Raw genomic sequence first — 20,458 nt, forward strand, 5'->3', positions numbered from 1 at the left:
ACCCTAGGATATTTATCCTAGGGTTATTTTGTAAGTTTTAGAAAAGCATGCTAATCAATGCTAAAATAGCTAAGCCACCCTGCTTCAAAAGGATTTTCTTATCAACAGTCATGGCACCATAAATTGCTGCTGCTATAACATTAATGAGAAACAGGGCTACAATCTCACTGTTATGAGAAAAGTAAATACCATATAAAAGTAAGAAGGCAATCAAGCCATTATAAATCCCTTGATTTTTAAAAAGGCTAGCAATAGTTTTATCTTCTAATTCACTTTGACTTAATTGAAAGACTTTCTGGGTAGCCGTTGAACTTGTTGCAAAAGTTTCTAAGTACATAATATAAATTTGTTCTAAAGCTGTCAGTGTTGCCAGAACGGTTGTAATAATAGACATATGATTTCCTTAAGTATTGGATTTAGGTCGATAAATGAGTAAAGCGAGTCCCATAAAACCTACTAAAAATCCTAACAGAATCTTGACTTCAAGTCCAATATTTCCACTTAAAGAAATGGTTTCCCGTAATCCTGAAACCACATAAGACATTGGTAAGAAAGGATGCATGGTTTGGAAGAATTTACCAGATAATTCAATTGGGTAAGAGCCACCAGATGATCCGACTTGAACCAGCAACATGATTAGAGAAGCAAAGGAGCCATAACGATCATCCCAACCAACTAAGGCCGTCACAAGGGCCATTAAAGTCCACCCACTCAGAATAATAAAGCCAAGCGTCTTCAACTCAAAATTGGCCTCAAAGCCCAAAAATTGGATGGCTACATATAAAATTAACGAACCTAAAGTAGAAATAAAACCATTAATAACAAATTTTTGTTTTGCCCAATCCCATCGACTCTTAACTGGCTTACCTGACAATGAGTTGGCGAAAATAACATTGGTTGATAGCGCTACTACCATTAAAGAAACGGCAATCATATAAGGTGCCATACCAATCCCATTAGTTTTAACACTGTCTTTATCTTGTTCGGATAATGCCAAAGGTGACACCAAAGCTTTAGCATTACTTTCTTTGACGCTCACCAAATCAAGTTTGTTTGAAGCTTGCGCTAACGAAGTTTGTAAACTTGTCAATCCCGTTGACAAGTTCGTCAATCCACTTGTCAATCGCTCACTTCCGTCAGAAAGTTTACCAGCTCCAGTTGACAATTGACCTGTCTTTTCAGATAAGGTTTGACTCCCTTCAATTAGTGAAGCCGAATTGGAATTCAGTGTTGATGATCCATTTGATATTTTAGTCAACCCATCAGTAATCGTCTGATTATTGCCAGAAAGTGTTGTTAATCCCTCACTGATTTGACTACTGCCGGGCAAGAGTTGATTATTGACAGCAGAGTTAACACTTGACATGCCAGTCGACAATTTTGTCAATGCAACACTTGCTCCCGGTAAAGCCTGATTAGACTTAGATGCAATTTGACTAATACTTGTTTGTAATTGAGTAAGTTGTCCACTGCTTGATTGTGTTGACAAGCTTGACAAGGTTGTTTGTAATGAAGAAACATTGGCTAATATTGCCTGAGCACTACTACTTGCTGATGATGAGGTTCCAGAAACTGCACTAGAAAGCTCTGCTTGTTGTTCCGGAGTCAAGCTCTTGTATGTTGCGGTAGATTGAAGTGCTGCCAATTGGCTATTTGAAGCTGTTGCTTCATTATTAATTATAGTTTGAGCAGAGGTTGCAATAGATTGTAAATAGGTTTGTATTTTTCCTAAATCAGGACTTGTTGACGAAGACGAACCTAATTGGCTAACCCTTGTATTTAATGATTGAATGTAGGTATTTAATTCTGGCAAACCAGTTTCTAAGGCCTGAATATTTTGACTGTCAACAGGACTGACAGTTGTCTTTGTTGACAAGAGGCTTAAACCTGCTGTTAGTTGATTTGCACCTGCAGATAAGCGCGAAACAGCATCTAAATAAGTTGGTAATTGGGTAGAGAAATTTGTAATCCCACTATTTAGTTGACTGACACCACCTGTATAGGTTAACAAGCCAGAATTGAGTTGTCCCACCCCTTGATTAAGCAATTGACTGCCATTGCTAAGTGTACTTAAATTTGACGACATTTCTTGACTTCCGCTTTCAGCACTCTTAGCACCCTGAGCTAATTGACGACTTCCATTAGAAGCCTTTCCTAGACCATCCTGCAAATGACGCATACTAGAGAAAACCGATTTGGTATAAGTTTGACTAATATTTTTTGAAACTGAGCTCTTTAATTTGGTCATTGCTGCTTCACTCATTTTAGAAGCAACCATCCCATGACCTTTACTGGTTTGGTAATGAATAACCATTTTTTCAGGTTTCTCTTCTAAAATAGTAGTTCCTTTCTGAGAAAGATCTTCTGGTAGGGTCACAACCATATAGTAGTCACCATTCTTTAAACCTTTATCAGCTTTCTTTTTAGTGACAAAGTGATAGTCTAAATCTTTATTTTTAGACATATTGTCTACCATATCTTGACCAATATGAAGTTGACCTTGATTTAACTTTGCACTTTTATCCTGATTAACAACTGCAATTGGTAAGTCTTCAACTCTACCATAGGGATCCCACATAGAACCTAAGAAAGATAAGTTATATAAGGCTGGAACTAGTGCAACTCCTATCATTGTAATGATTAGTTTTGGATTTTTTAAAAGTGCTTTTAACTCTTCTAACATTTTCCCTCCCGAACGATTGTACTTTAGTCATTTTGTGATAAAATATATTATACATTGAAGTCATGAAAACTCAAGAATTAATCCTTGCTTTTAGACACATTGTCCAAATTGTTCAAAAAAGGAGACCTGAATGTCAAGTAATCGAAAAGAAAACACCAAAAAGGCGCTCTTAGAAGCTATGGTTAAACTCCTTAACAAGGAAAGTTTTGATGACATCTCAACAACCGAATTAGCAGAAACAGCTGGAATTAGTCGTTCAAGCTTCTACACCCATTACCGTGACAAATACGAAATGATTGATTCTTATCAGCAAATGCTTTTCCATCAATTAGAATATATCTTTGACAAAGACTATGATGATAATGAAGCAACCTTTTTAGAAGTCTTTTCCTTCTTATCAAGGGAAAAACTACTTTCAGCTCTCTTATCAGCCAACGGGACCAAAGAACTGCAAAATTTTATCATCAACAAGGTTCGGATCTTAATTACCTCTGAGCTCCAAGACCGTGTCGCAAAGGAAGGCATGTCCAAAATTGAACTAGACTATCAAAGTGTCTATTTAGCCTATGCTTTCTTTGGTACCTGCCAAACCTGGATTGCAAGAGGCAAAAAAGAAAGCCCCCAACAAATGACCGACTTCGTCTTAAAAATGATTGATCGATCTAATAAGTAAGTAAACAAATAAAATAATACTTGCTAATCAAATTGAGTTATCCAATTTGAATCACCATGAGCAGCGAAACACATGCTAATTTGCTCTGCTGTATTTTTTTCGGTGTCTAAGCCAGGGAGTTGATTCTCGCTGAAGTAAGCTGATTCACTGGTTTCCGAATTGCTTTCAAAGTGGCCACCCAAGTAGGTGCAAGCTACAAATACCTTACAAACCCCATAGGGATAAATAGGCTGATTGTGCTTGGCTCTATCCTGAATAGCAATAATAAAATCAGCCTTCACATCAATACCGGCTTCTTCCTTGACTTCTTTAATGGTATTCTCTTCAATGGAGAGGTTTATGTCAACCCAGCCACCAGGCAAGGACCAGGTCCCATTCCTTTCCTTGACCAAAAGAATCTTGTCATCTTTGAAAATGGCTGCCCTGGTATCTAATTTAGGCGTCTGATAACCCACTTCAGTGTAAAATTAAATAATCAATCATTGGCATTCTCCTTAATATTTTTTAAAATTATACTATATCCAAATTATATAGCAAGTTATATTTAAGCGTATAAAGTCATGCCGTCCAAATTTCACACAACAAAAAAAGCCTATTAAATAGGCTTTTAAAGTGTTTAATGTAAGAATTAAAGAATTTTGTTGTAGAACTCAACGACAAGTGCTTCGTTGATTTCTGGGTTGATTTCATCACGTTCAGGAAGGCGAGTTAATGAACCTTCAAGTTTTTCAGCATCGAATGATACGAAAGCTGGGCGTCCAAGAGTTGCTTCAACAGCTTCAAGGATTGCAGGAACTTTCATTGATTTTTCGCGAACTGAGATCACTTGACCAGCTTCAACACGGTATGAAGGGATATCAACACGTTTGCCATCAACAAGGATGTGTCCGTGGTTAACGAATTGACGTGCTTGACGACGAGTAGTTGCAAGACCTAAACGGTAAACAACGTTGTCAAGACGACGTTCTAAAAGAACCATGAAGTTGAAACCAAGAGTTCCTTCTTTGATTTTTGTAGCTTGTACGAACAAGTTACGGAATTGTTTTTCACCTAAACCGTAAGAAAAACGTAATTTTTGTTTTTCAGCAAGTTGTAAACCGTACTCAGAAAGTTTGCTACGGTTGTTAGGACCGTGTTGACCTGGTACGTAGTTACGACGTGCTAATTCTTTACCTGTGCCTGTAAGGGATAAACCTAAACGGCGTGATTGTTTCCATGATGGACCAGTATAACGTGACATATTAAATGTCCTCCTCTAATGATTTTGAGGAAATAACTGTTTGAAAAATCCTGATTCGTGCAGGGGGTTTTCGCCTAAACAGCAAAGGTTACTTGAATAGATAACCACCTGTTGACGAGCTTCATATTTTTCTGCTGTTATTTCGCACAAATTATATTATAACATCTTTAAAGTCTTCTGTAAATCACTTTTTTAATATTTTAAATATCAATTTTTATTGGAAATAAAAGAGTTTTCCTCGATTTCTTGGCTCAACGAACAAAGAGCCCACTGGGCTAACTCGCTCTCGAATTTTAAGGCTCGTTTAAAAACCAGTCCACTCTGTGGCGTTTAGCTTGTCAATTGCTTGTCTCAACGAAAAAACAACCCACTGGGTTGTTTTTTTTTAATCCATATATCTAATCAATGTTTTTTCGGTTAGGATGTCTGAATAGGTGTAAGACTCCACGTAAGTGTTATTGTAGCCTCCTGGTTGGTCTGCGTTATCATTGTATTCAATGATAAACAAGGAGCTGTAAACTTCGATTAAACGACCAATTTTATTTTTTTCACGTTTACGGCCATTTTCCAAGGTTAATTCTACTAATTGACCTTCGTGGGCTTTGATTTCTTCTTTGATTTTCTTCATCTTGGCAACATCTGCAAATGCATCACTCATAATTTTATCCTCTTATCTCTCTTCAAATTGGGCAATCGTTGAAAACTTGTTATATTCTTTTTGGAACATCAGTTTAACGGTACCACGCGCACCAGACCGGTTTTTCTCCAAAATAACTTCAATGGTATTATCTTCAATTGCATCTTCAGGGTCTTCCCCTTCTTTACGGTAGTAATCGTCACGATATAGAAAGGCAACGATATCGGCATCTTGTTCGATAGATCCTGATTCACGGATATCTGACAAAACAGGACGTTTATCTTGACGCTGTTCCACACCCCGGGAAAGCTGGCTAAGGGCAATAACAGGAACTTTGAGCTCTTTAGCCAGAATTTTTAATTGTCGAGAAATATCTGAAACCTCTTGTTGACGGTTTTCCGGTTTGGTTCCCGTGATTAACTGGAGATAGTCGATCACGATAAGTCCAAGGCCACCTTCAATTTCCTGCGCTAATTTCCGCGAACGCGCTCGAATTTCGGTAATCTTAATCCCAGGAGTATCATCGATATAGATTGGCGCCTCTGCCAAAGCACCTTGGGCAATGGTCACATTGTTCCAATCCTGCTCTGTCAACTGACCTGTTCTCAAGCTATGAGAATCAACCATTCCTTCTGCCGCCAACATCCGGTCAACTAAACTTTCTGCACCCATTTCTAATGAAAAAATAGCTACCGCTTGTTTTTGCTTAGTCCCCACATTCTGAGCAATATTCAAAACAAAGGCTGTTTTACCAACCGCAGGCCGAGCTGCTAAAATAATGAGTTGATCAGGGTGTAAACCTGTTGTAATCTTGTCAAGGTCTCTAAATCCAGTTGGCAAACCAGTAACATCAGTTGTTTGCTTAGACCTGATTTCAAGGTTTTCATAATTAACTTTTAAAACATCGGAAATTTTTCTAAAGCCACTACGGTTACTGTGCTCATTGATTTCAATCAAGGCTTTTTCAGCGCCAGCAATAATATCTTCTGAATCTGAAGAACCTTCATAGGCAAGGTTGACAGTGTCTGTCAACCTTGCAATGATATCTCGCAACATTGCCTTCTCAGCAACTATTTTAGCGTAGTACTCGGCATTTGCACTGGTTGGTACACTATTGACAAGTTCGACAATATAAGACAAACCACCAATGTTTTGTAAATCACCTTGGTCATCTAAAATGGTACGAACAGTCGTTGCATCAATAGCATCATTGCGGTCACTGAGGGTAATCATTGCTCGAAAAATAATTTTATGTGAATATTTATAAAAGTCATCAGGACCAACGAATTCACGAACAGTAATCAGTTTATCCGGCGAAATAAATATTGAGCCTAGGACAGACTGTTCTGCCAATAAATCTTGTGGCTGAACTCTTAATTCTGGTACTTCAGGCAAATCTTTCGCCTCCATTTCTAAATCAATTTGTTACCTTAGGCTTGATCAACTTTCAATTTAATTTCAGCCTTAACTTCTTTATGTAATTTAACTGGAACTTCGATAAGACCAATTGCTCTAATGGGATGATCCATTTCAATATGTCTTTTATCAACTGTAATATTGAATTGTTTTTTCAATTCTTCTGAAATTTTCTTAGCTGTAATTGAGCCAAAAGTGCGTCCATCCGGACCAACTTTTTCACTAAAAATAACTACTGTTTTGTCATCTTCTAAAGCTTTTTTAGTAGCTTGAGCCTCTGCTAAAATTTCTGCTTGCGCTTTTTCTTCAGCTTTTTGTTTTCCTTTTAATTCACCAATTGTTTGGCTTGTTGCTTCTTTTGCAAGATTTTTTTTGATTAAAAAATTTTGAGCATAGCCAGTTGGTACTTCTTTAACCTGACCTTTTTTCCCTTTACCTTTAACATCTTCTAAAAAAATAACTTTCATTACTCTACCTCACTTGTTTCTCTAATGGTTTTTTCAATTGTCTCAATCAATAATTGTTTCACATCTTCAAACTTCATATTTTCAATTTGACAAGCTGCTAAGTTAAAGTGACCTCCGCCACCTAATTTTTCCATTATACGTTGAACATTGATTTTACTTCTACTTCGAGCCGAAATGACAAATCTATTCTCTTTAACCTGAACCATAGCAAAACTAGCTTCGACTCCTGCCATTGACAACATGGTGTCAGCTGCTTTACTAGCAATAACATTGGAGTAAAGATGATTTTCAATACCAGTACCGACAATAATGTTTTCACCAATCTTTTGGCCTCTAAGAATAATTTCATTAACTTGCTTGTACTCTGTAAAGTCAGTAGCTGAAATTTGTTGAATTTCAACGCTATCACTACCCTTGTTACGTAGATAACTGGCAACGTCAAAGGTTCTACTTGTAACCCGTGTAGAGAAGTTTTTCGTGTCTAGCATAATACCAGCCATCAAAATACTTGCTTGAATCTTACTTAGTTTTTTCTTATCATTCTGGAATTGAATTAATTCTGTCACTAACTCGGCAGCACTACTTGCGCCACTTTCAATAAAGGTCAAGATGGCATTTTCAGGGAAATCATCATCTCGACGATGGTGATCGACGACGATGACATCTTGGAACATATCGTAAAATTCTTTTGATAGTGTCAAAGATGTTTTTGAATGGTCCACCATAACCAAAAGTGAATTCTTAGTGACTAGACGCATGGCGTGTGAAACACTTATCAAGCGTGTTTTACCGTCAGCTTGTAATCGTTCAATAGCTCTTTCAATATCATGTCCCAACTCATCAGGATCATAGACTGCGAAGCTATTTTCAATAATATTACCCGCAAAGAACTGCATCCCAACTGATGCTCCTAAAGCGTCCATATCAAGTCGTTTATGCCCGATTATAAAGACATTGTCGACAGTTTTTATGCGGTCAGAAATAGCCGTCATCATTGCCCTTGTCCGTGTTCGAGAGCGTTTAACTGTAGAAACAGACCCTCCACCAAAATAAATCGGGGCTTTTCCTTCTTCGTTTTCACGGATAACCGTTTGGTCACCACCGCGAACCAAGGCAATATTGAGATTTTCTAAGGCTAACTGTCCAATTTGGTCATGATATTTTTGACCGAAAGAGATTCCCATACTTAAGGTTAAGCGAAGTTGGTTTTCCTGAGCTTCTTTCCTAAAGGTTTCTAAAATGGCAAATTTATTATCCATTAATCCTTTCAAATTTTGATAATCTGTAAAGAAATAATAACGGTCCATATTGACACGACGATAGAAAATATGCCGTGTATCCATGAAATTAGCGATAAAATTAGCAACGAAACTATTCACTTTTGAAATATCAGCATCTGTTAGATTGTCAGTAATCTCATCATAATTATCAATGGAGATAATACCAACAACTGGTCTTAGCATACTTGCATCCACTGTTTGACGGTTACCAATAAAAGCATCGAAGAAGTAAAAAACACCCGCAGCTTCATCAAGATAAGAAGTGTAGCGGTTGCCAGAAATTTCAAAGGTTTGCGAAATTTCACCTTGACGTTTATCTGTCAATATTTTCTGGATGGCTTGATCCTGAAAAATACCTTCTTCACTTGTGAAAATTAATTCTGCGTATGGATTAAACCACTCAACTAAGTTATTTTCTTTATCAAACTGAATCACACCTACAGGCATCTTATCCAACAATGATTTTAAGTTGTTTTCAGTTTGTTCGTTTAATAATTCAATATGATCTAAATCGGATAATTCATAGACCTTTTTCTGATACCAAAGTAAGGACATACTAAATAAGAGCACAAGAAAAATAGCAAACAAAGTTAAAATTTTTGATTGCATGAATGCTACACATAGTGCTAATAATCCAAATAAAATTAACCCCATCAACATAAGATGGATGGTTTCAAAACGAAATCTTTTCATCCTATAACCTCTTAAGCAAATATTATACCACAAAACAGCCCTGAAAAACAGAGCTGTGTGTGTCTTATAAGGTTACATTTTCATGACTTAAGGCAACTTTCTTTTTGCCTTACCATTTCCTTCAATGTAAACCATGAGAATTGAAATATCCGCAGGATTAACCCCTGAAATCCGACTAGCTTGTCCAATCGTTTCTGGGTTAATTTTCTTGAATTTTTGACGGGCTTCAGTAGCGATAGAATCAATAGCATCCCAATCGATGTTTTTTGGAATCCTTTTTTCTTCCATCCGCTTCATTTTTGCTACTTGATCCAAGGCTTTATTAATATAACCCTCGTATTTAATTTCTGTCTCAAGAAGCTCAATAATTTTTGAATCTAAATCTTCACTTGCAGGCCCAACAAAAGTAACGGCAGTCGCATAATCGATTTCTGGACGACGCATAAATTCTTTAGCCGTCATCGCATCTGTCAAAGGCTTGAAACCAAGTGCTTGAACCTGTTCATTAGTTTCTTTGATTGGTTTCAACTTGATACTGTCAAGTCTCTTCAACTCTGTATCAAATTGATTTTTCTTAATCTCAAACCTTGCCCAGCGCTCATCATCAACCAAACCAATCATACGGCCAATTTCAGTTAGACGCATGTCAGCATTGTCATGACGTAAAATCAAGCGATACTCAGCACGAGATGTCAACAGACGGTATGGCTCTATTGTCCCTTTGGTCACCAAATCATCGATCATAACCCCGATGTAGGCATCACTTCTTTTGAGAATTAGTTCCGGTTTACCTTGTACTTTTAGAGCAGCGTTGAGCCCTGCTACAATCCCTTGCCCAGCAGCTTCTTCGTAACCAGATGTCCCGTTGGTCTGACCAGCTGTAAAGAGGCCAGAAATAACTTTGGTCTCAAGCGTTGCGCGAAGTTGATGAGGAAGAACAATATCGTATTCAATGGCATAACCAGTTCGCATCATTTCAGCATTCTCTAAACCTTTAATCGAGTGAATCAGTTCTTTTTGGACATCCTCTGGTAAACTAGTTGACAGTCCTTGGACATAAACTTCCTCCGTATCACGACCTTCAGGTTCTAAGAATAATTGATGACGTTCTTTATCAGCAAAACGGACAATTTTATCTTCAATAGAAGGACAATAACGTGGACCAACACCCTTTACAATACCTGAAAACATTGGAGCACGGTAGAGGTTTTTATTGATAATATCGTGACTGTTTTGATTGGTATAAGTCAACCAACATGGAATTTGATTTTGTAAGTAATCCTCATCTTTAGACATAAATGAAAAATGATTAGGTTTACTATCTCCAGGTTGAATTTCTGTTTGATCATAATCAATTGATGATGCCTTGACACGTGGAGGTGTTCCAGTTTTAAAGCGACCAATTTCAAGCCCAAGTTTTTTTAAGTTATCTGCCAAAGTTACAGAAGCTAAACTATTGTTAGGACCTGAAGAATATTTCAATTCTCCTAGAATAATTTCACCACGTAAAGCAGTCCCGGTTGTCACAATAACGGATTTCGCAGCAAACTTTTGACCCGTCGCTGTCAAGACGCCGACAACTTGGTTGTCTTCAACTAAGATATCATCAATCATGCTTTGACGCAGGGTCAGATTCTCTTGCTTTTCAACCGTATGTTTCATCTCACGAGCATATAAAGTTTTATCAGCTTGTGCTCGTAAAGCACGGACAGCTGGACCTTTCCCTGTATTCAACATTTTCATTTGAATATAGGTTTTATCAATATTCTTGCCCATCTCACCGCCGAGTGCATCAATTTCACGAACAACAATTCCTTTCGCTGACCCACCAATCGATGGATTACAAGGCATAAAAGCAAGCATATCTAAATTAATTGTGGCAAGCAATGTTTTACAACCCATACGGGAAGCAGCTAAACTCGCTTCAACACCTGCGTGACCTGCACCTACAACAATAACGTCATAGGATTCTGTAAATTCATGTACCATTTTTTTCCTCTTTTACTTATTAATAACGTGTTTTAATTGACAATTCCAATTTGGCAACTCCGTTTTCAAAAATTCCGGAACCAAATCAATTTCATCCAGTTTGTTTATCTCAACCCATTCACAGACTTGAACTTTAGAACCTTCTTGCATTTTCAAGTCTGGTTCTTCCTTTGGAGAAACGATATAATGAAATTCAATATTGTGCCAGCTTACATCTTCTTCGAAAAAATAATTTTCGACGATAAATGCTAATTTATCAATTACAACAATACCAACTTCTTCCTTTGTTTCACGTGAAACAGCACTTTCGGTTGTTTCCCCTATTTTTACAGCCCCACCTTAATGAATAATAACGATTATTGTTATCCTTTGTTAGAAAGATTTTCTCGTCTTTTATAATCAAAGCAGTCGCTCTAACAGAAACTACAATATTGTTTAACTTATATCTAAAATCTAAATCCACAATATTCTCCTAAAATAAGCAGAAAAATAGCCAAAACCCTCGAAAACTGTACGCCAAAAAGACTTACAATTTCCATGAGCTTTGACCATCATTGAAATATGTTAATAGTATTTTATCAAAATGACTTAAATTGTCAAATATAATATTAAATAATTCCGTCAATTTTATTGACAGTATTGTTAAGATTATTGACAATTTTGTAAACGTCTTGTCAATGACATATGTATAGCTTCCTAGGTCCACAAATCTTAGATATATTGGCAGGCTTCACCATCTTTAAATGCCATGTCAATCATTCCACCACCTAAACATTCATCTCCATCATAAAAGACAACTGCCTGACCTGGAGTGATAGCACGTTGTGGCTCCGCAAAAATAACTTCTGCTTTATTACCTTTAACATGGACTGTAACTTTTGAATCAGGTTGTCGGTATCGGAATTTTGCTGTGCATTCCAAGGTGAATTCTTCAGGCATTTGTCTTGTAAAGTGAATTGTTGATGCCTCCAAGCTCGTTGACATTAACGATTCATGATAGAAACCTTGTCCGACATATAAGATGTTTTCTTTGAGGTCTTTGCCAACAACGAACCAAGGTTGATTGTCACCACCATGTTGTCCCCCAATACCTAATCCTCCACGTTGGCCAATCGTGTAGTACATGAGTCCCGCATGTTCACCCATGTCACGACCATCAACTGTCATCATTCTACCCTTTTGCGCTGGTAAGTATTGACTTAAAAATTGTTTGAAGTTCTTCTCACCTATAAAGCAAATACCAGTTGAATCCTTTTTCTTAGCTGTAGCTAGTCCTGCTCGCTCTGCAATTTCCCGAACCTGAGGCTTTTGTAAATGTCCTAAAGGAAATAAGGTTTTTTGTAGTTGTTCTTGTGATAACTGACTTAAGAAATATGTTTGATCTTTCCCATTGTCGGCACCTCGCAACATATGAACGATACCATCTTGATCACGGTCCAATTGCGCATAATGACCAGTTGCGACATAATCAGCACCTAAGTTCATAGCATAATCAAGAAATGCTTTGAATTTAATTTCTTTATTACACATAACATCTGGATTTGGTGTACGCCCTGCACGATACTCAGCTAAAAAGTACTCAAAGACTCTGTCCCAATACTCTTTTTCAAAGTTGACAGAGTAATAAGGAATGCCAATTTGGTCAGCTACTGCTGCCACATCCTTATAATCCTCTGTTGCTGTACAGACACCGAATTCATCAGTATCATTCCAATTTTTCATGAAAACACCAATTACATCATAACCCTGCTCTTTTAATAAAAGGGCTGTTACCGATGAATCAACGCCACCACTCATGCCGACAACGACACGTGTTTTTGACTTATCTATCATAATAGTCTCCCATCTTTTCGTTTAACGTACGATTTGAAGGTCGTCGTTTCCAAAAGTCGATTTGAAGGTCGATTTTGAAGCGTCTTTGACGCAAAGTCTATTATAACAAGTTATGACATGAAATCAACTAGTTCACACTAATACTATATTATTTTTATAAAATAATATATTTTTCTATAAAAATCTATAAAAAATGAGGAAATTTTCTTATTGTTTGTTATAATAAACGTAAAGTAAAACTATGGGAGAAATTATGAAAACACAAAAATTTCAATCTGTCTTTGACATTATTGGGCCAGTTATGATCGGTCCTTCAAGTAGTCATACAGCAGGTGCAGTTAGAATAGGAAAGGTTGTATATTCAATTTTTGGCGAAATTCCAGATGAAGTCACTTTCCATCTCTATAACTCTTTTGCCAAAACTTACCAAGGTCATGGAACTGACAAAGCTTTAGTTGCAGGTATCATGGGAATGGATACAGACAATCCTGACATCAAGAATTCACTAGAAATTGCTCATCAAAGAGGCATTCGGATTTACTGGGACATCTTAAAAGATAGCAATGCTCCACATCCTAATACTGTAAAGATCACTGTCAATAAGGATGATAAAAATATGAGTATTACAGGAGTGTCAATTGGTGGTGGAAATATCCAAGTAACAGAATTAAACGGTTTTTCTGTTTCACTGTCAATGAATACCCCAACCTTAATCATTGTCCATCAAGATATTCCAGGGATGATTGCACGCGTTACTGATATTTTATCTGAGTATGAGATTAACATCGCTCAAATGAATGTTACGAGGGAAAGTGCTGGCGAAAAAGCCATTATGATAATTGAAGTTGATACTCGTGATTGTCAAGATGCTGTCAAGAAGATAGAAAAAATTTCACATTTACATAATGTCAATTTCTTTGACTAGAGGGAATAGAAAATGTTTTTTACTATAGAAGAGCTTGTTCAACAAGCTGATGAAAAATTTGAAGGTAATGTGGCTGAATTAATGATTGCCACTGAAATGGAAGTTACAGGCCGAACTAGGGATGAGATTATTTACATCATGAGCCGTAACCTTGAGGTGATGAAGGAGTCAGTTGTCAATGGCTTGACACCAAGTAAATCAATTTCTGGTTTGACAGGTGGAGATGCCCTTAAAATGGATATCTATCTCAAATCTGGAAAGTCAATTGCGGATACAACTGTCCTTACTGCTGTTAGAAATGCTATGGCTGTCAATGAGTTAAATGCCAAAATGGGACTAGTATGTGCTACACCTACAGCTGGATCTGCTGGTTGTCTCCCTGCAGTACTGTCAACAGCAATTGACAAACTCAAATTAACTGAAGAAGAACAACTTGATTTCTTGTTTACAGCAGGTGCATTTGGTCTTGTTATTGGTAATAACGCATCTATTTCCGGAGCAGAAGGAGGCTGTCAAGCAGAAGTTGGTTCAGCATCAGCTATGAGTGCAGCTGCCTTAGTAAAAGCAGCTGGTGGAACAGCATTTGAAGCTAGTCAAGCCATTGCTTTTGTTATTAAGAATATGTTGGGACTAATCTGCGATCCCGTAGCAGGCCTTGTAGAAGTCCCATGTGTTAAACGAAATGCTTTAGGTTCAAGCTTTGCAATTATCGCTGCTGACATGGCACTTGCTGGGATAAAATCTCAAATCCCTGTAGATGAAGTTATTGATGCCATGTATCAAGTTGGATCAGCTTTACCAACTGCATTTAGAGAAACAGCAGAAGGTGGTCTGGCAGCAACACCAACTGGTCGACGTTACAGTAAAGAAATTTTTGGTGAGTAAAGCCATGAAAAATCTTTTATTTGATTTAGATGGAACTTTAGTTGATTCTAGTCAAGGAATAATCAATGCCTTTACATATACTTTTACAGAGTTGAATTTGGAAGTTCCTGATGTCAAAGTTCTGTCAACTTTTATAGGACCACCTCTTGAAACGACATTTGACAACTTCTTTACAGATAAAGCACAAGTTGAAATTGCCATCCAGCATTTTAGAGAATTCTATAAAAAAGAAGGCGTCTATCAAGTTCACCTTTACAAAGGTATCCCAGAGTTGTTGGATAAGCTAAAGTCTTCAGAATACACCCTGTACGTTACCACTAGTAAGCATGAGCCGATGGCTATCCATATGCTAGAAGAACTAGGGATTGACAACTACTTTACAAACATTTATGGTTCCATGGCTAATCGTTTTGTTAAAGCAGACGTTGTTAAAGCATGTCTTGAAGAAGAAACATTAGATACTGACCAAACAGTAATCATTGGAGACACTCAATTTGATATTATTGGTGGAAAAGTGGCCGGAATCAACACACTCGGCGTAACATGGGGATTTGGAACAGAATCAGACTTAATAATAGCTGACGCTGATCAAATTGCTCATAGCCCTAAAGAGATTCTAAGCCTGCTATAATTCATCAAATCGAAAAAACCACTCAATTAATGGGTGGTTTATTTGTATACAACTTTTCACAAAAATATTTTAGTTTGAAGAATAAACAATATCATCAATTATTTGATTTGAAAGAAAAAAAGAAGCAGTAGACCTAAGTCTATTGCTTCATTCGTTTTTAATAACCCCAAGCTGATAAACCTTGAGCATTATAAGCTTTTGTTGCGGCATTAATTTGATCTTGAACAGTTGCTGTTGAACCCCAACCTGGCATAGTTTGGAATAAACCTGAAGCACCTGATGCATTAGAAACATTTGGATTACCATTTGATTCACGTGCAATAATCGCTTCCCAAGTTGATTGTGGAACACCTGTTGCTGCTGCCATTTGAGCAGCTGCTTGACTTCCAACAACTCCTGCTGAGTTTCCGTTAGCTAAGTATCCTGAAGCAGGCGCTGCATACTGTTGTGCAGGTGCTTGCTGAGCAGGTGCTTGTGCAACTGGTGCTGCTTGTGTTGCCTCTTGGGCAGGAGCAGCTGCAGTTTGATCACTTGCAGGAACTGATTGCTCTGGATTTGATTCAGCTACTTTAGCTTCTGTTGATGAACTAGACTTGCTTGAAGATGAACTTGGTTTTTCTTCTTTTTTCGCAGTTGAACTAGTTGAAGTTGTTTTAGTTACTTTTTTGACTACTTTAGTTTCAGAATCTTTTGCAAATGATTCAGTATCAACTTTTTTACTTGAAAAAGCGAAGATAACTGCAACAATTGCGATAGCAAATGCTAATACCCCAAAACTAACATAACGTTTCTTTAAATTTTCATTTTTAAACATATAATACACCTCTTTTTTCTCCAAATACCATAATAACCTAAGTATGTTACTTGTCTATAGAAGTTATATTAAAAATATTACAGGAATATTTTGATTATAAGAATTTCTGAATTATTACCATAGAAAGATAATAATTTACTACATGTAGTTCTTATTTTGGACTTTTTAGAAAAAATAGCACAAGACCTAATAATATCATCAGGATAATCACTAGCCAGTCTTTAAATGTCCATTTTAATATTCTAAATTTAGTCCTACCTTCACCACCTTTATATCCCCTTGATTCCATAGCGATTGCAAGTGCATCTGCACGCTTGAAACTAGAAGCGAAAAGTGGAATTAAAATAGGAATAATCGATTTAACCCTTTGAATTAAATGTCCTTCACCAAAATCAACACCTCTTGCCTTCTGAGCATTCATAATACGCGTTGTATCATCCATAAGGGTTGGGACAAAGCGCAAACTTAATGAAAGCATAAGACCTATCTCATGCGCAGGAACTTTAATAATCTTCAATGGTTTTAATAAGGATTCCACTGCATCAGAGAGATTCAAGGGAGTAGTGGTAAGAGTTAGAAGGGTTGAGAAAAATATAATTAAAATAAAACGCATGAAAATTAAGAGTGCTTGACTCAAACCAAAACTTGTTATTTTTATAATCCAAAATTGGAATAATACTTGTCCACCCTGAGTAAATAATATTTGAAAAATTGTAGTGAATAAAATGATTCCAATCATTGGTTTTAAACCATTTAAGAAGAATGACAATTTTACTTGAGAAAGTAGTACTGCTATGATGGTTAACGTAAACATGATTGCATTTGTCACAAAATTATTTGCCCAAAAAATAATGATAATATATATCATCATGGCAATGAGCTTACTTCTAGGATCCAGACGGTGAATGATAGAATTGCCAGGAATATAACGACCTAAAATAAGTTTATCCATGCTTCAATTCCTCCCTAAGTTCATCCAAGGTAATAGGTAAGCTTGGAAATTTTTTACCTTTTAAGGCTAATTGATTGGCGAATTGGGTTATTTTAGGAACACCTAGTTGTTTTGATTCTAATAGTTCTACATTTTGAAAAATATCCTTTGGAATACCAGATAAAATTATTTTACCTTTTTCAAGTACATAGACTTTAGTTGCAAAGTTAGCAACATCATCCATTAAATGAGTTACTAAAACGATTGTCATCCCAGAGTCATGTAATTTTTTAAATAGCGACATTAATTCTCGTCTTCCTTTAGGATCTAACCCTGCAGTTGGCTCATCTAAAACAAGAACTTTAGGTTCCATTGCTAATATACCTGCAATGGCAACCCGTCTCATCTGACCTCCAGATAATTCAAAAGGATTTTTTTCAAATAAATCTTCTGAAATACCAACCAAGGCTAATTTTTCACGAGCAATTCTCTCTGCATTATCTTTAGACACACCAAAATTTTGAGGTCCAAAAGCGACATCTTTTAGGACAGTTTCTTCAAATAGTTGACTTTCTGGAAACTGAAAAACTAAGCCAACTTCTTTACGAATTTGTTTAATGTCTTTATTTTTAGATTGACTTGTTATTATTTTTCCATCAACAGTTACACGGCCAGTTGTCGGAACTAATAAACCATTCAATAATTGCATGATAGTTGATTTTCCAGAACCAGTATGTCCAATAAAAGCTGTATAAGAACCATCTTCTATATCAAGATTAACGTCAAAAAGGGCACGCCCTTCAAAAGGGGTCCCTTCCTGGTAGGTAAAACTTACATCTTGGAAATTAATTGCCATAATTGATTTTCTAATTCCTTTTCTGACAGATAGTCTTCACTAATCGTAAAGCCATCTTCTTTAAGCGTCTTAATGAGATTACTTGTAAAAGGGATATCCAAACCTAAATTTAAGAGCTGGTCTCCTCTAGCAAAAAGTTCTCTAGGTGTCGAGCTAGACTCAACTTGACCGTTTTTCATCACTAAAACACGATCGCTTAAAGCAACCTCGTCTAAATCATGTGTAATTGAAACAACGGTCAATTGATAATCTTCTCTGATTGCTTTTATTGTTTTGATCAGCTCTAAACGTCCTTTAGGATCTAACATACTTGTCGACTCGTCTAAAACAATTATCATAGGTCGCATTGCTATTGCTCCAGCAATTGCAACTCTTTGCTTTTGTCCACCCGATAAACGAGCTGGTTCTCGAGTTTTAAATTCCGACATTCCAACTAACTGTAAGGCCTGGTCAACTCTCTCTACCATTTCCTGATGAGAGACACCTTTATTCTCTAATCCAAAGGCGACATCATCTTCAACAGTTGCACCAACAAATTGATTATCAGGGTTTTGAAAAACCATCCCAATTTTTTGTCTGATATCCCAGACATTATTTTCTGATAAAAGATCACCATCAATGTGAATCGTTCCAGACTCTGGAGCTAAAAGACCATTTAAGAGGCGAACAGTTGTTGATTTTCCAGAACCATTATGGCCAATAATCGATAACCACTCACCTTGTTTCACGTGAAACGAAACATCGTCTAAGGTATAGGATTCTTGATTTTCTTGGTATTTGAATTTTATATTTCTAACTTCAATAATATTTGACATGCTTTATTTAAAGGTATCTTTAAAAAGAAAACCAGCTCCCTTAAAGTAATCATAGCCAGAGTAGATTGTGAAAACTAAAGCTACATATAAAAGAATTGTGCCAATAATATGAAGGTGACAAAATAGGAAAATAACAGACAACATTTGTGAAAATGTTTTTATCTTCCCTGGCATAGCAGCAGCAAGAACCTCGCCACCTGATTCAACTAGGAGTAAACGTAATCCTGTAACAGCTAATTCACGACAAATAATAATCGCTGAAATCCATGCTGGAGCAAGACCAGCTCCAACTAACATAATAAAAGCACTCATGACAAGCATTTTATCTGCAAGGGGATCTGCAAACTTACCAAAATTTGTAACAACCTTCCATTTTCTGGCCAAATAGCCATCTAGATAGTCAGTTAAACTGGCAATAGCAAAGATGACAGCAGCAACGATATGCCAGGTAAGAGATTGTGAAACAGTTGTGATGATTAAAAAAACTGGAATCATTAAAATTCTAATAAGTGTTAATAAATTAGGAATATTTTCTTTTTTGGTCATTGTTTTTCCTTTGATTTAGTTGATGTTTAAAGTAATATAACTGATATCGTTATTTGTTAAAGATGATAAATCTAATTTTTGACCATCAATTGAAACTGAAAGTCCATCTTTTACACCAAGCATTAAGAGGGCTTCTTTAGTATCAGCAGGTAAAGTAGTAGTATAGGTCGGCTCTTCTTGTGTCAAAGTTGTTCCTGCTTCACCAATATCAGAATTAGAGAGAGCAATCCATGCACTTTCAGCATCAGTTAATGAAACAGAGACTTCAACTGTTTCTTTTGCTTTTTTGATATCTGCGGTAATATAGTTGCCCTGACCTTCAGCTTTTATCACTGTCTTTTCTTCACTACTTGAAGCAGAACTTGATTTTTCAACTTTTTTGGAAGAAGAGTTGGAGCTTTTCTTATTCTTATCAAAGAAAACACTTTTTGCTTTTTCCACATTTACATTATTTGAAAATTTTGGCCATACTGTAAAATAAACAAAAGCTCCAATCGCTAATGCAATAAAAGATAAAAGGATTACAGGTAAAATTGATTTTGATTTTTTATCCTCATCCTGATATCGGCTTAAACGAGAAACTTCTTTATCTTGACGGTTATCGGATAAAAGACTCTCCCGTCGAGGTTCAGTTTGTTTTTCTTCCATAACAGGAATCTTGTCATCAAGCGATGGACTATTAGCCACTATTTCCTGATTTTTTTTCTCTTCTTTAAAAAAATGGCTTTGATTTTCCTCTGAATCATTTCGATTTAAAGCAAGAAATTCTTCAATTTCAGGTTTTTCTTGCTCAGGGTCTTCGTTTTTTGTCGGAAAAACAAAAGGAATAGGACGCTTACTCAATTTTTCCTCAACTTGTTGAGTTATACTCGGTTCATTGTTATCTTGTTCTTTATTAGTTTGCTCTAAAAAACGTTGCTTCAGAGATTGAAAATCTAGATTTACAATATCTGCGTATTGACTAAGATAAGAATCAAAATCTTCTTCTGGAATAATTTTAAACTGATCTAACTCCAGGGCTAATAAATAATGAGAAGATATGCCAGTTTTATTTTCAATCTCATCTAAAGTAATTTTTTGTCCAACTCGTGATTCCCTTAGGAAGTCACCTAATGTTTGTTCTCTCATACAGGTACCTCTACTA

Annotated in this window: 20 protein-coding genes and 1 pseudogene; 4 read left to right on the top strand and 17 right to left on the bottom strand. The window is 36.5% G+C overall.

Annotated features, from left to right (window positions below):
• Positions 1-37 precede the first annotated feature (37 nt).
• Positions 38-394, bottom strand: a complete 357-nt coding sequence (locus A9Q68_RS08030; protein WP_071794191.1) for a DUF1304 domain-containing protein — start codon at positions 392-394, stop codon at positions 38-40.
• Positions 395-403: 9 nt separating this feature from the next.
• Positions 404-2,683: a YhgE/Pip family protein gene (locus A9Q68_RS08035; RefSeq protein ID WP_071794192.1), complete on the bottom strand. Its 2,280-nt coding sequence runs from the start codon at positions 2,681-2,683 to the stop codon at positions 404-406.
• Between the two features lie 130 nt (positions 2,684-2,813).
• Here A9Q68_RS08035 and A9Q68_RS08040 point away from each other — a divergent pair, with 130 nt between their 5' ends.
• On the top strand, positions 2,814-3,356 hold the full coding sequence (locus A9Q68_RS08040; protein WP_071794193.1) for a TetR/AcrR family transcriptional regulator: 543 nt from the start codon (positions 2,814-2,816) through the stop codon (positions 3,354-3,356).
• A 23-nt stretch (positions 3,357-3,379) separates the two neighbouring features.
• Here A9Q68_RS08040 and A9Q68_RS08045 read toward each other — a convergent pair whose 3' ends face one another.
• The 9 genes and pseudogenes from A9Q68_RS08045 to mnmA form a co-directional block, all read right to left on the bottom strand.
• On the bottom strand, positions 3,380-3,811 hold the full coding sequence (locus tag A9Q68_RS08045) for an NUDIX domain-containing protein (RefSeq protein WP_071794194.1): 432 nt from the start codon (positions 3,809-3,811) through the stop codon (positions 3,380-3,382).
• 173 nt (positions 3,812-3,984) lie between these two features.
• Positions 3,985-4,596, bottom strand: a complete 612-nt coding sequence (gene rpsD / locus A9Q68_RS08050; protein WP_071794195.1) for a 30S ribosomal protein S4 — start codon at positions 4,594-4,596, stop codon at positions 3,985-3,987.
• Between the two features lie 385 nt (positions 4,597-4,981).
• Entirely contained in the window at positions 4,982-5,254 is a 273-nt protein-coding gene (locus tag A9Q68_RS10890) for a Veg family protein (protein WP_102778170.1), read from the bottom strand.
• 12 nt (positions 5,255-5,266) lie between these two features.
• A complete protein-coding gene (gene dnaB / locus A9Q68_RS08055) occupies positions 5,267-6,643 on the bottom strand; it encodes a replicative DNA helicase (protein WP_206281802.1) in 1,377 nt (458 codons plus the stop codon).
• A gap of 20 nt (positions 6,644-6,663) precedes the next feature.
• Complete coding sequence (rplI, locus tag A9Q68_RS08060; RefSeq protein ID WP_071794196.1) at positions 6,664-7,116, bottom strand: 50S ribosomal protein L9; 453 nt, start codon at positions 7,114-7,116, stop codon at positions 6,664-6,666.
• Positions 7,116-9,089, bottom strand: a complete 1,974-nt coding sequence (locus tag A9Q68_RS08065; protein ID WP_071794197.1) for a DHH family phosphoesterase — start codon at positions 9,087-9,089, stop codon at positions 7,116-7,118. The genes rplI and A9Q68_RS08065 overlap by 1 nt, the downstream gene beginning before the upstream one ends.
• Before the next feature lie 87 nt (positions 9,090-9,176).
• The gene (gene mnmG, locus A9Q68_RS08070) at positions 9,177-11,078 is read right to left on the bottom strand and encodes a tRNA uridine-5-carboxymethylaminomethyl(34) synthesis enzyme MnmG (protein ID WP_071794198.1); all 1,902 of its coding nucleotides are present in this window, start codon (positions 11,076-11,078) and stop codon (positions 9,177-9,179) included.
• A gap of 12 nt (positions 11,079-11,090) precedes the next feature.
• Positions 11,091-11,541 (bottom strand): annotated as a pseudogene (locus tag A9Q68_RS08075) (NUDIX hydrolase).
• Between the two features lie 248 nt (positions 11,542-11,789).
• The gene (gene mnmA / locus A9Q68_RS08080; protein WP_071794199.1) at positions 11,790-12,911 is read right to left on the bottom strand and encodes a tRNA 2-thiouridine(34) synthase MnmA; all 1,122 of its coding nucleotides are present in this window, start codon (positions 12,909-12,911) and stop codon (positions 11,790-11,792) included.
• A gap of 253 nt (positions 12,912-13,164) precedes the next feature.
• On the opposite strand from mnmA, the gene sdaAB reads away from it, so the two are divergent.
• From sdaAB to A9Q68_RS08095, 3 genes are read left to right on the top strand one after another with little or no spacing between them, the layout of a single operon-like run.
• On the top strand, positions 13,165-13,836 hold the full coding sequence (gene sdaAB, locus A9Q68_RS08085; protein ID WP_071794200.1) for an L-serine ammonia-lyase, iron-sulfur-dependent subunit beta: 672 nt from the start codon (positions 13,165-13,167) through the stop codon (positions 13,834-13,836).
• A gap of 12 nt (positions 13,837-13,848) precedes the next feature.
• Entirely contained in the window at positions 13,849-14,721 is an 873-nt protein-coding gene (gene sdaAA / locus A9Q68_RS08090; protein ID WP_071794201.1) for an L-serine ammonia-lyase, iron-sulfur-dependent, subunit alpha, read from the top strand.
• A 4-nt stretch (positions 14,722-14,725) separates the two neighbouring features.
• The gene (locus A9Q68_RS08095; RefSeq protein WP_071794252.1) at positions 14,726-15,352 is read left to right on the top strand and encodes an HAD hydrolase-like protein; all 627 of its coding nucleotides are present in this window, start codon (positions 14,726-14,728) and stop codon (positions 15,350-15,352) included.
• 157 nt (positions 15,353-15,509) lie between these two features.
• On the opposite strand, the gene A9Q68_RS08100 is transcribed toward A9Q68_RS08095, so the two are convergent.
• From A9Q68_RS08100 to A9Q68_RS08125, 6 genes are all read right to left on the bottom strand, one after another.
• Positions 15,510-16,166 carry a transglycosylase SLT domain-containing protein gene (locus tag A9Q68_RS08100; RefSeq protein WP_071794202.1) on the bottom strand — a complete coding sequence of 219 codons (657 nt, stop codon included), beginning with the start codon at positions 16,164-16,166 and terminating at the stop codon, positions 15,510-15,512.
• Positions 16,167-16,317: 151 nt separating this feature from the next.
• Entirely contained in the window at positions 16,318-17,118 is an 801-nt protein-coding gene (locus A9Q68_RS08105; RefSeq protein ID WP_071794203.1) for an energy-coupling factor transporter transmembrane component T family protein, read from the bottom strand.
• Positions 17,111-17,953, bottom strand: coding sequence for an energy-coupling factor ABC transporter ATP-binding protein (locus A9Q68_RS08110; RefSeq protein ID WP_071794204.1), 843 nt, complete (start codon positions 17,951-17,953; stop codon positions 17,111-17,113). The genes A9Q68_RS08105 and A9Q68_RS08110 overlap by 8 nt, the downstream gene beginning before the upstream one ends.
• Positions 17,929-18,768 (bottom strand): energy-coupling factor ABC transporter ATP-binding protein, encoded by an 840-nt coding sequence (locus A9Q68_RS08115; RefSeq protein ID WP_071794205.1) that lies wholly within the window; start codon positions 18,766-18,768, stop codon positions 17,929-17,931. Before A9Q68_RS08115 ends, A9Q68_RS08110 begins: the two co-directional genes overlap by 25 nt.
• A 3-nt stretch (positions 18,769-18,771) precedes the next feature.
• Positions 18,772-19,314 carry a CDP-diacylglycerol--glycerol-3-phosphate 3-phosphatidyltransferase gene (pgsA, locus tag A9Q68_RS08120; RefSeq protein ID WP_071794206.1) on the bottom strand — a complete coding sequence of 181 codons (543 nt, stop codon included), beginning with the start codon at positions 19,312-19,314 and terminating at the stop codon, positions 18,772-18,774.
• 15 nt (positions 19,315-19,329) lie between these two features.
• Positions 19,330-20,442: a helix-turn-helix domain-containing protein gene (locus A9Q68_RS08125; protein WP_071794207.1), complete on the bottom strand. Its 1,113-nt coding sequence runs from the start codon at positions 20,440-20,442 to the stop codon at positions 19,330-19,332.
• Between the last annotated feature and the right edge of the window lie 16 nt (positions 20,443-20,458).

It is taken from the genome of Streptococcus bovimastitidis, from assembly GCF_001885095.1.
Classification (GTDB): domain Bacteria; phylum Bacillota; class Bacilli; order Lactobacillales; family Streptococcaceae; genus Streptococcus; species Streptococcus bovimastitidis.

Excerpts from the sequence above, each read along its gene's own strand:
- rpsD (WP_071794195.1), bottom strand. The coding sequence starts at position 4,596 with ATGTCACGTTATACTGGTCCATCATGGAAACAATCACGCCGTTTAGGT.
- A9Q68_RS08095 (WP_071794252.1), top strand. The coding sequence starts at position 14,726 with ATGAAAAATCTTTTATTTGATTTAGATGGAACTTTAGTTGATTCTAGT.
- A9Q68_RS08040 (WP_071794193.1), top strand. The coding sequence starts at position 2,814 with ATGTCAAGTAATCGAAAAGAAAACACCAAAAAGGCGCTCTTAGAAGCT.
- pgsA (WP_071794206.1), bottom strand. The coding sequence starts at position 19,314 with ATGACCAAAAAAGAAAATATTCCTAATTTATTAACACTTATTAGAATT.
- A9Q68_RS08030 (WP_071794191.1), bottom strand. The coding sequence starts at position 394 with ATGTCTATTATTACAACCGTTCTGGCAACACTGACAGCTTTAGAACAA.
- dnaB (WP_206281802.1), bottom strand. The coding sequence starts at position 6,643 with ATGGAGGCGAAAGATTTGCCTGAAGTACCAGAATTAAGAGTTCAGCCA.
- A9Q68_RS08115 (WP_071794205.1), bottom strand. The coding sequence starts at position 18,768 with ATGTCAAATATTATTGAAGTTAGAAATATAAAATTCAAATACCAAGAA.
- sdaAA (WP_071794201.1), top strand. The coding sequence starts at position 13,849 with ATGTTTTTTACTATAGAAGAGCTTGTTCAACAAGCTGATGAAAAATTT.
- sdaAB (WP_071794200.1), top strand. The coding sequence starts at position 13,165 with ATGAAAACACAAAAATTTCAATCTGTCTTTGACATTATTGGGCCAGTT.
- A9Q68_RS10890 (WP_102778170.1), bottom strand. The coding sequence starts at position 5,254 with ATGAGTGATGCATTTGCAGATGTTGCCAAGATGAAGAAAATCAAAGAA.
- A9Q68_RS08035 (WP_071794192.1), bottom strand. The coding sequence starts at position 2,683 with ATGTTAGAAGAGTTAAAAGCACTTTTAAAAAATCCAAAACTAATCATT.
- mnmA (WP_071794199.1), bottom strand. The coding sequence starts at position 12,911 with ATGATAGATAAGTCAAAAACACGTGTCGTTGTCGGCATGAGTGGTGGC.
- A9Q68_RS08100 (WP_071794202.1), bottom strand. The coding sequence starts at position 16,166 with ATGTTTAAAAATGAAAATTTAAAGAAACGTTATGTTAGTTTTGGGGTA.
- A9Q68_RS08125 (WP_071794207.1), bottom strand. The coding sequence starts at position 20,442 with ATGAGAGAACAAACATTAGGTGACTTCCTAAGGGAATCACGAGTTGGA.
- A9Q68_RS08065 (WP_071794197.1), bottom strand. The coding sequence starts at position 9,089 with ATGAAAAGATTTCGTTTTGAAACCATCCATCTTATGTTGATGGGGTTA.
- mnmG (WP_071794198.1), bottom strand. The coding sequence starts at position 11,078 with ATGGTACATGAATTTACAGAATCCTATGACGTTATTGTTGTAGGTGCA.
- A9Q68_RS08105 (WP_071794203.1), bottom strand. The coding sequence starts at position 17,118 with ATGGATAAACTTATTTTAGGTCGTTATATTCCTGGCAATTCTATCATT.
- rplI (WP_071794196.1), bottom strand. The coding sequence starts at position 7,116 with ATGAAAGTTATTTTTTTAGAAGATGTTAAAGGTAAAGGGAAAAAAGGT.
- A9Q68_RS08110 (WP_071794204.1), bottom strand. The coding sequence starts at position 17,953 with ATGGCAATTAATTTCCAAGATGTAAGTTTTACCTACCAGGAAGGGACC.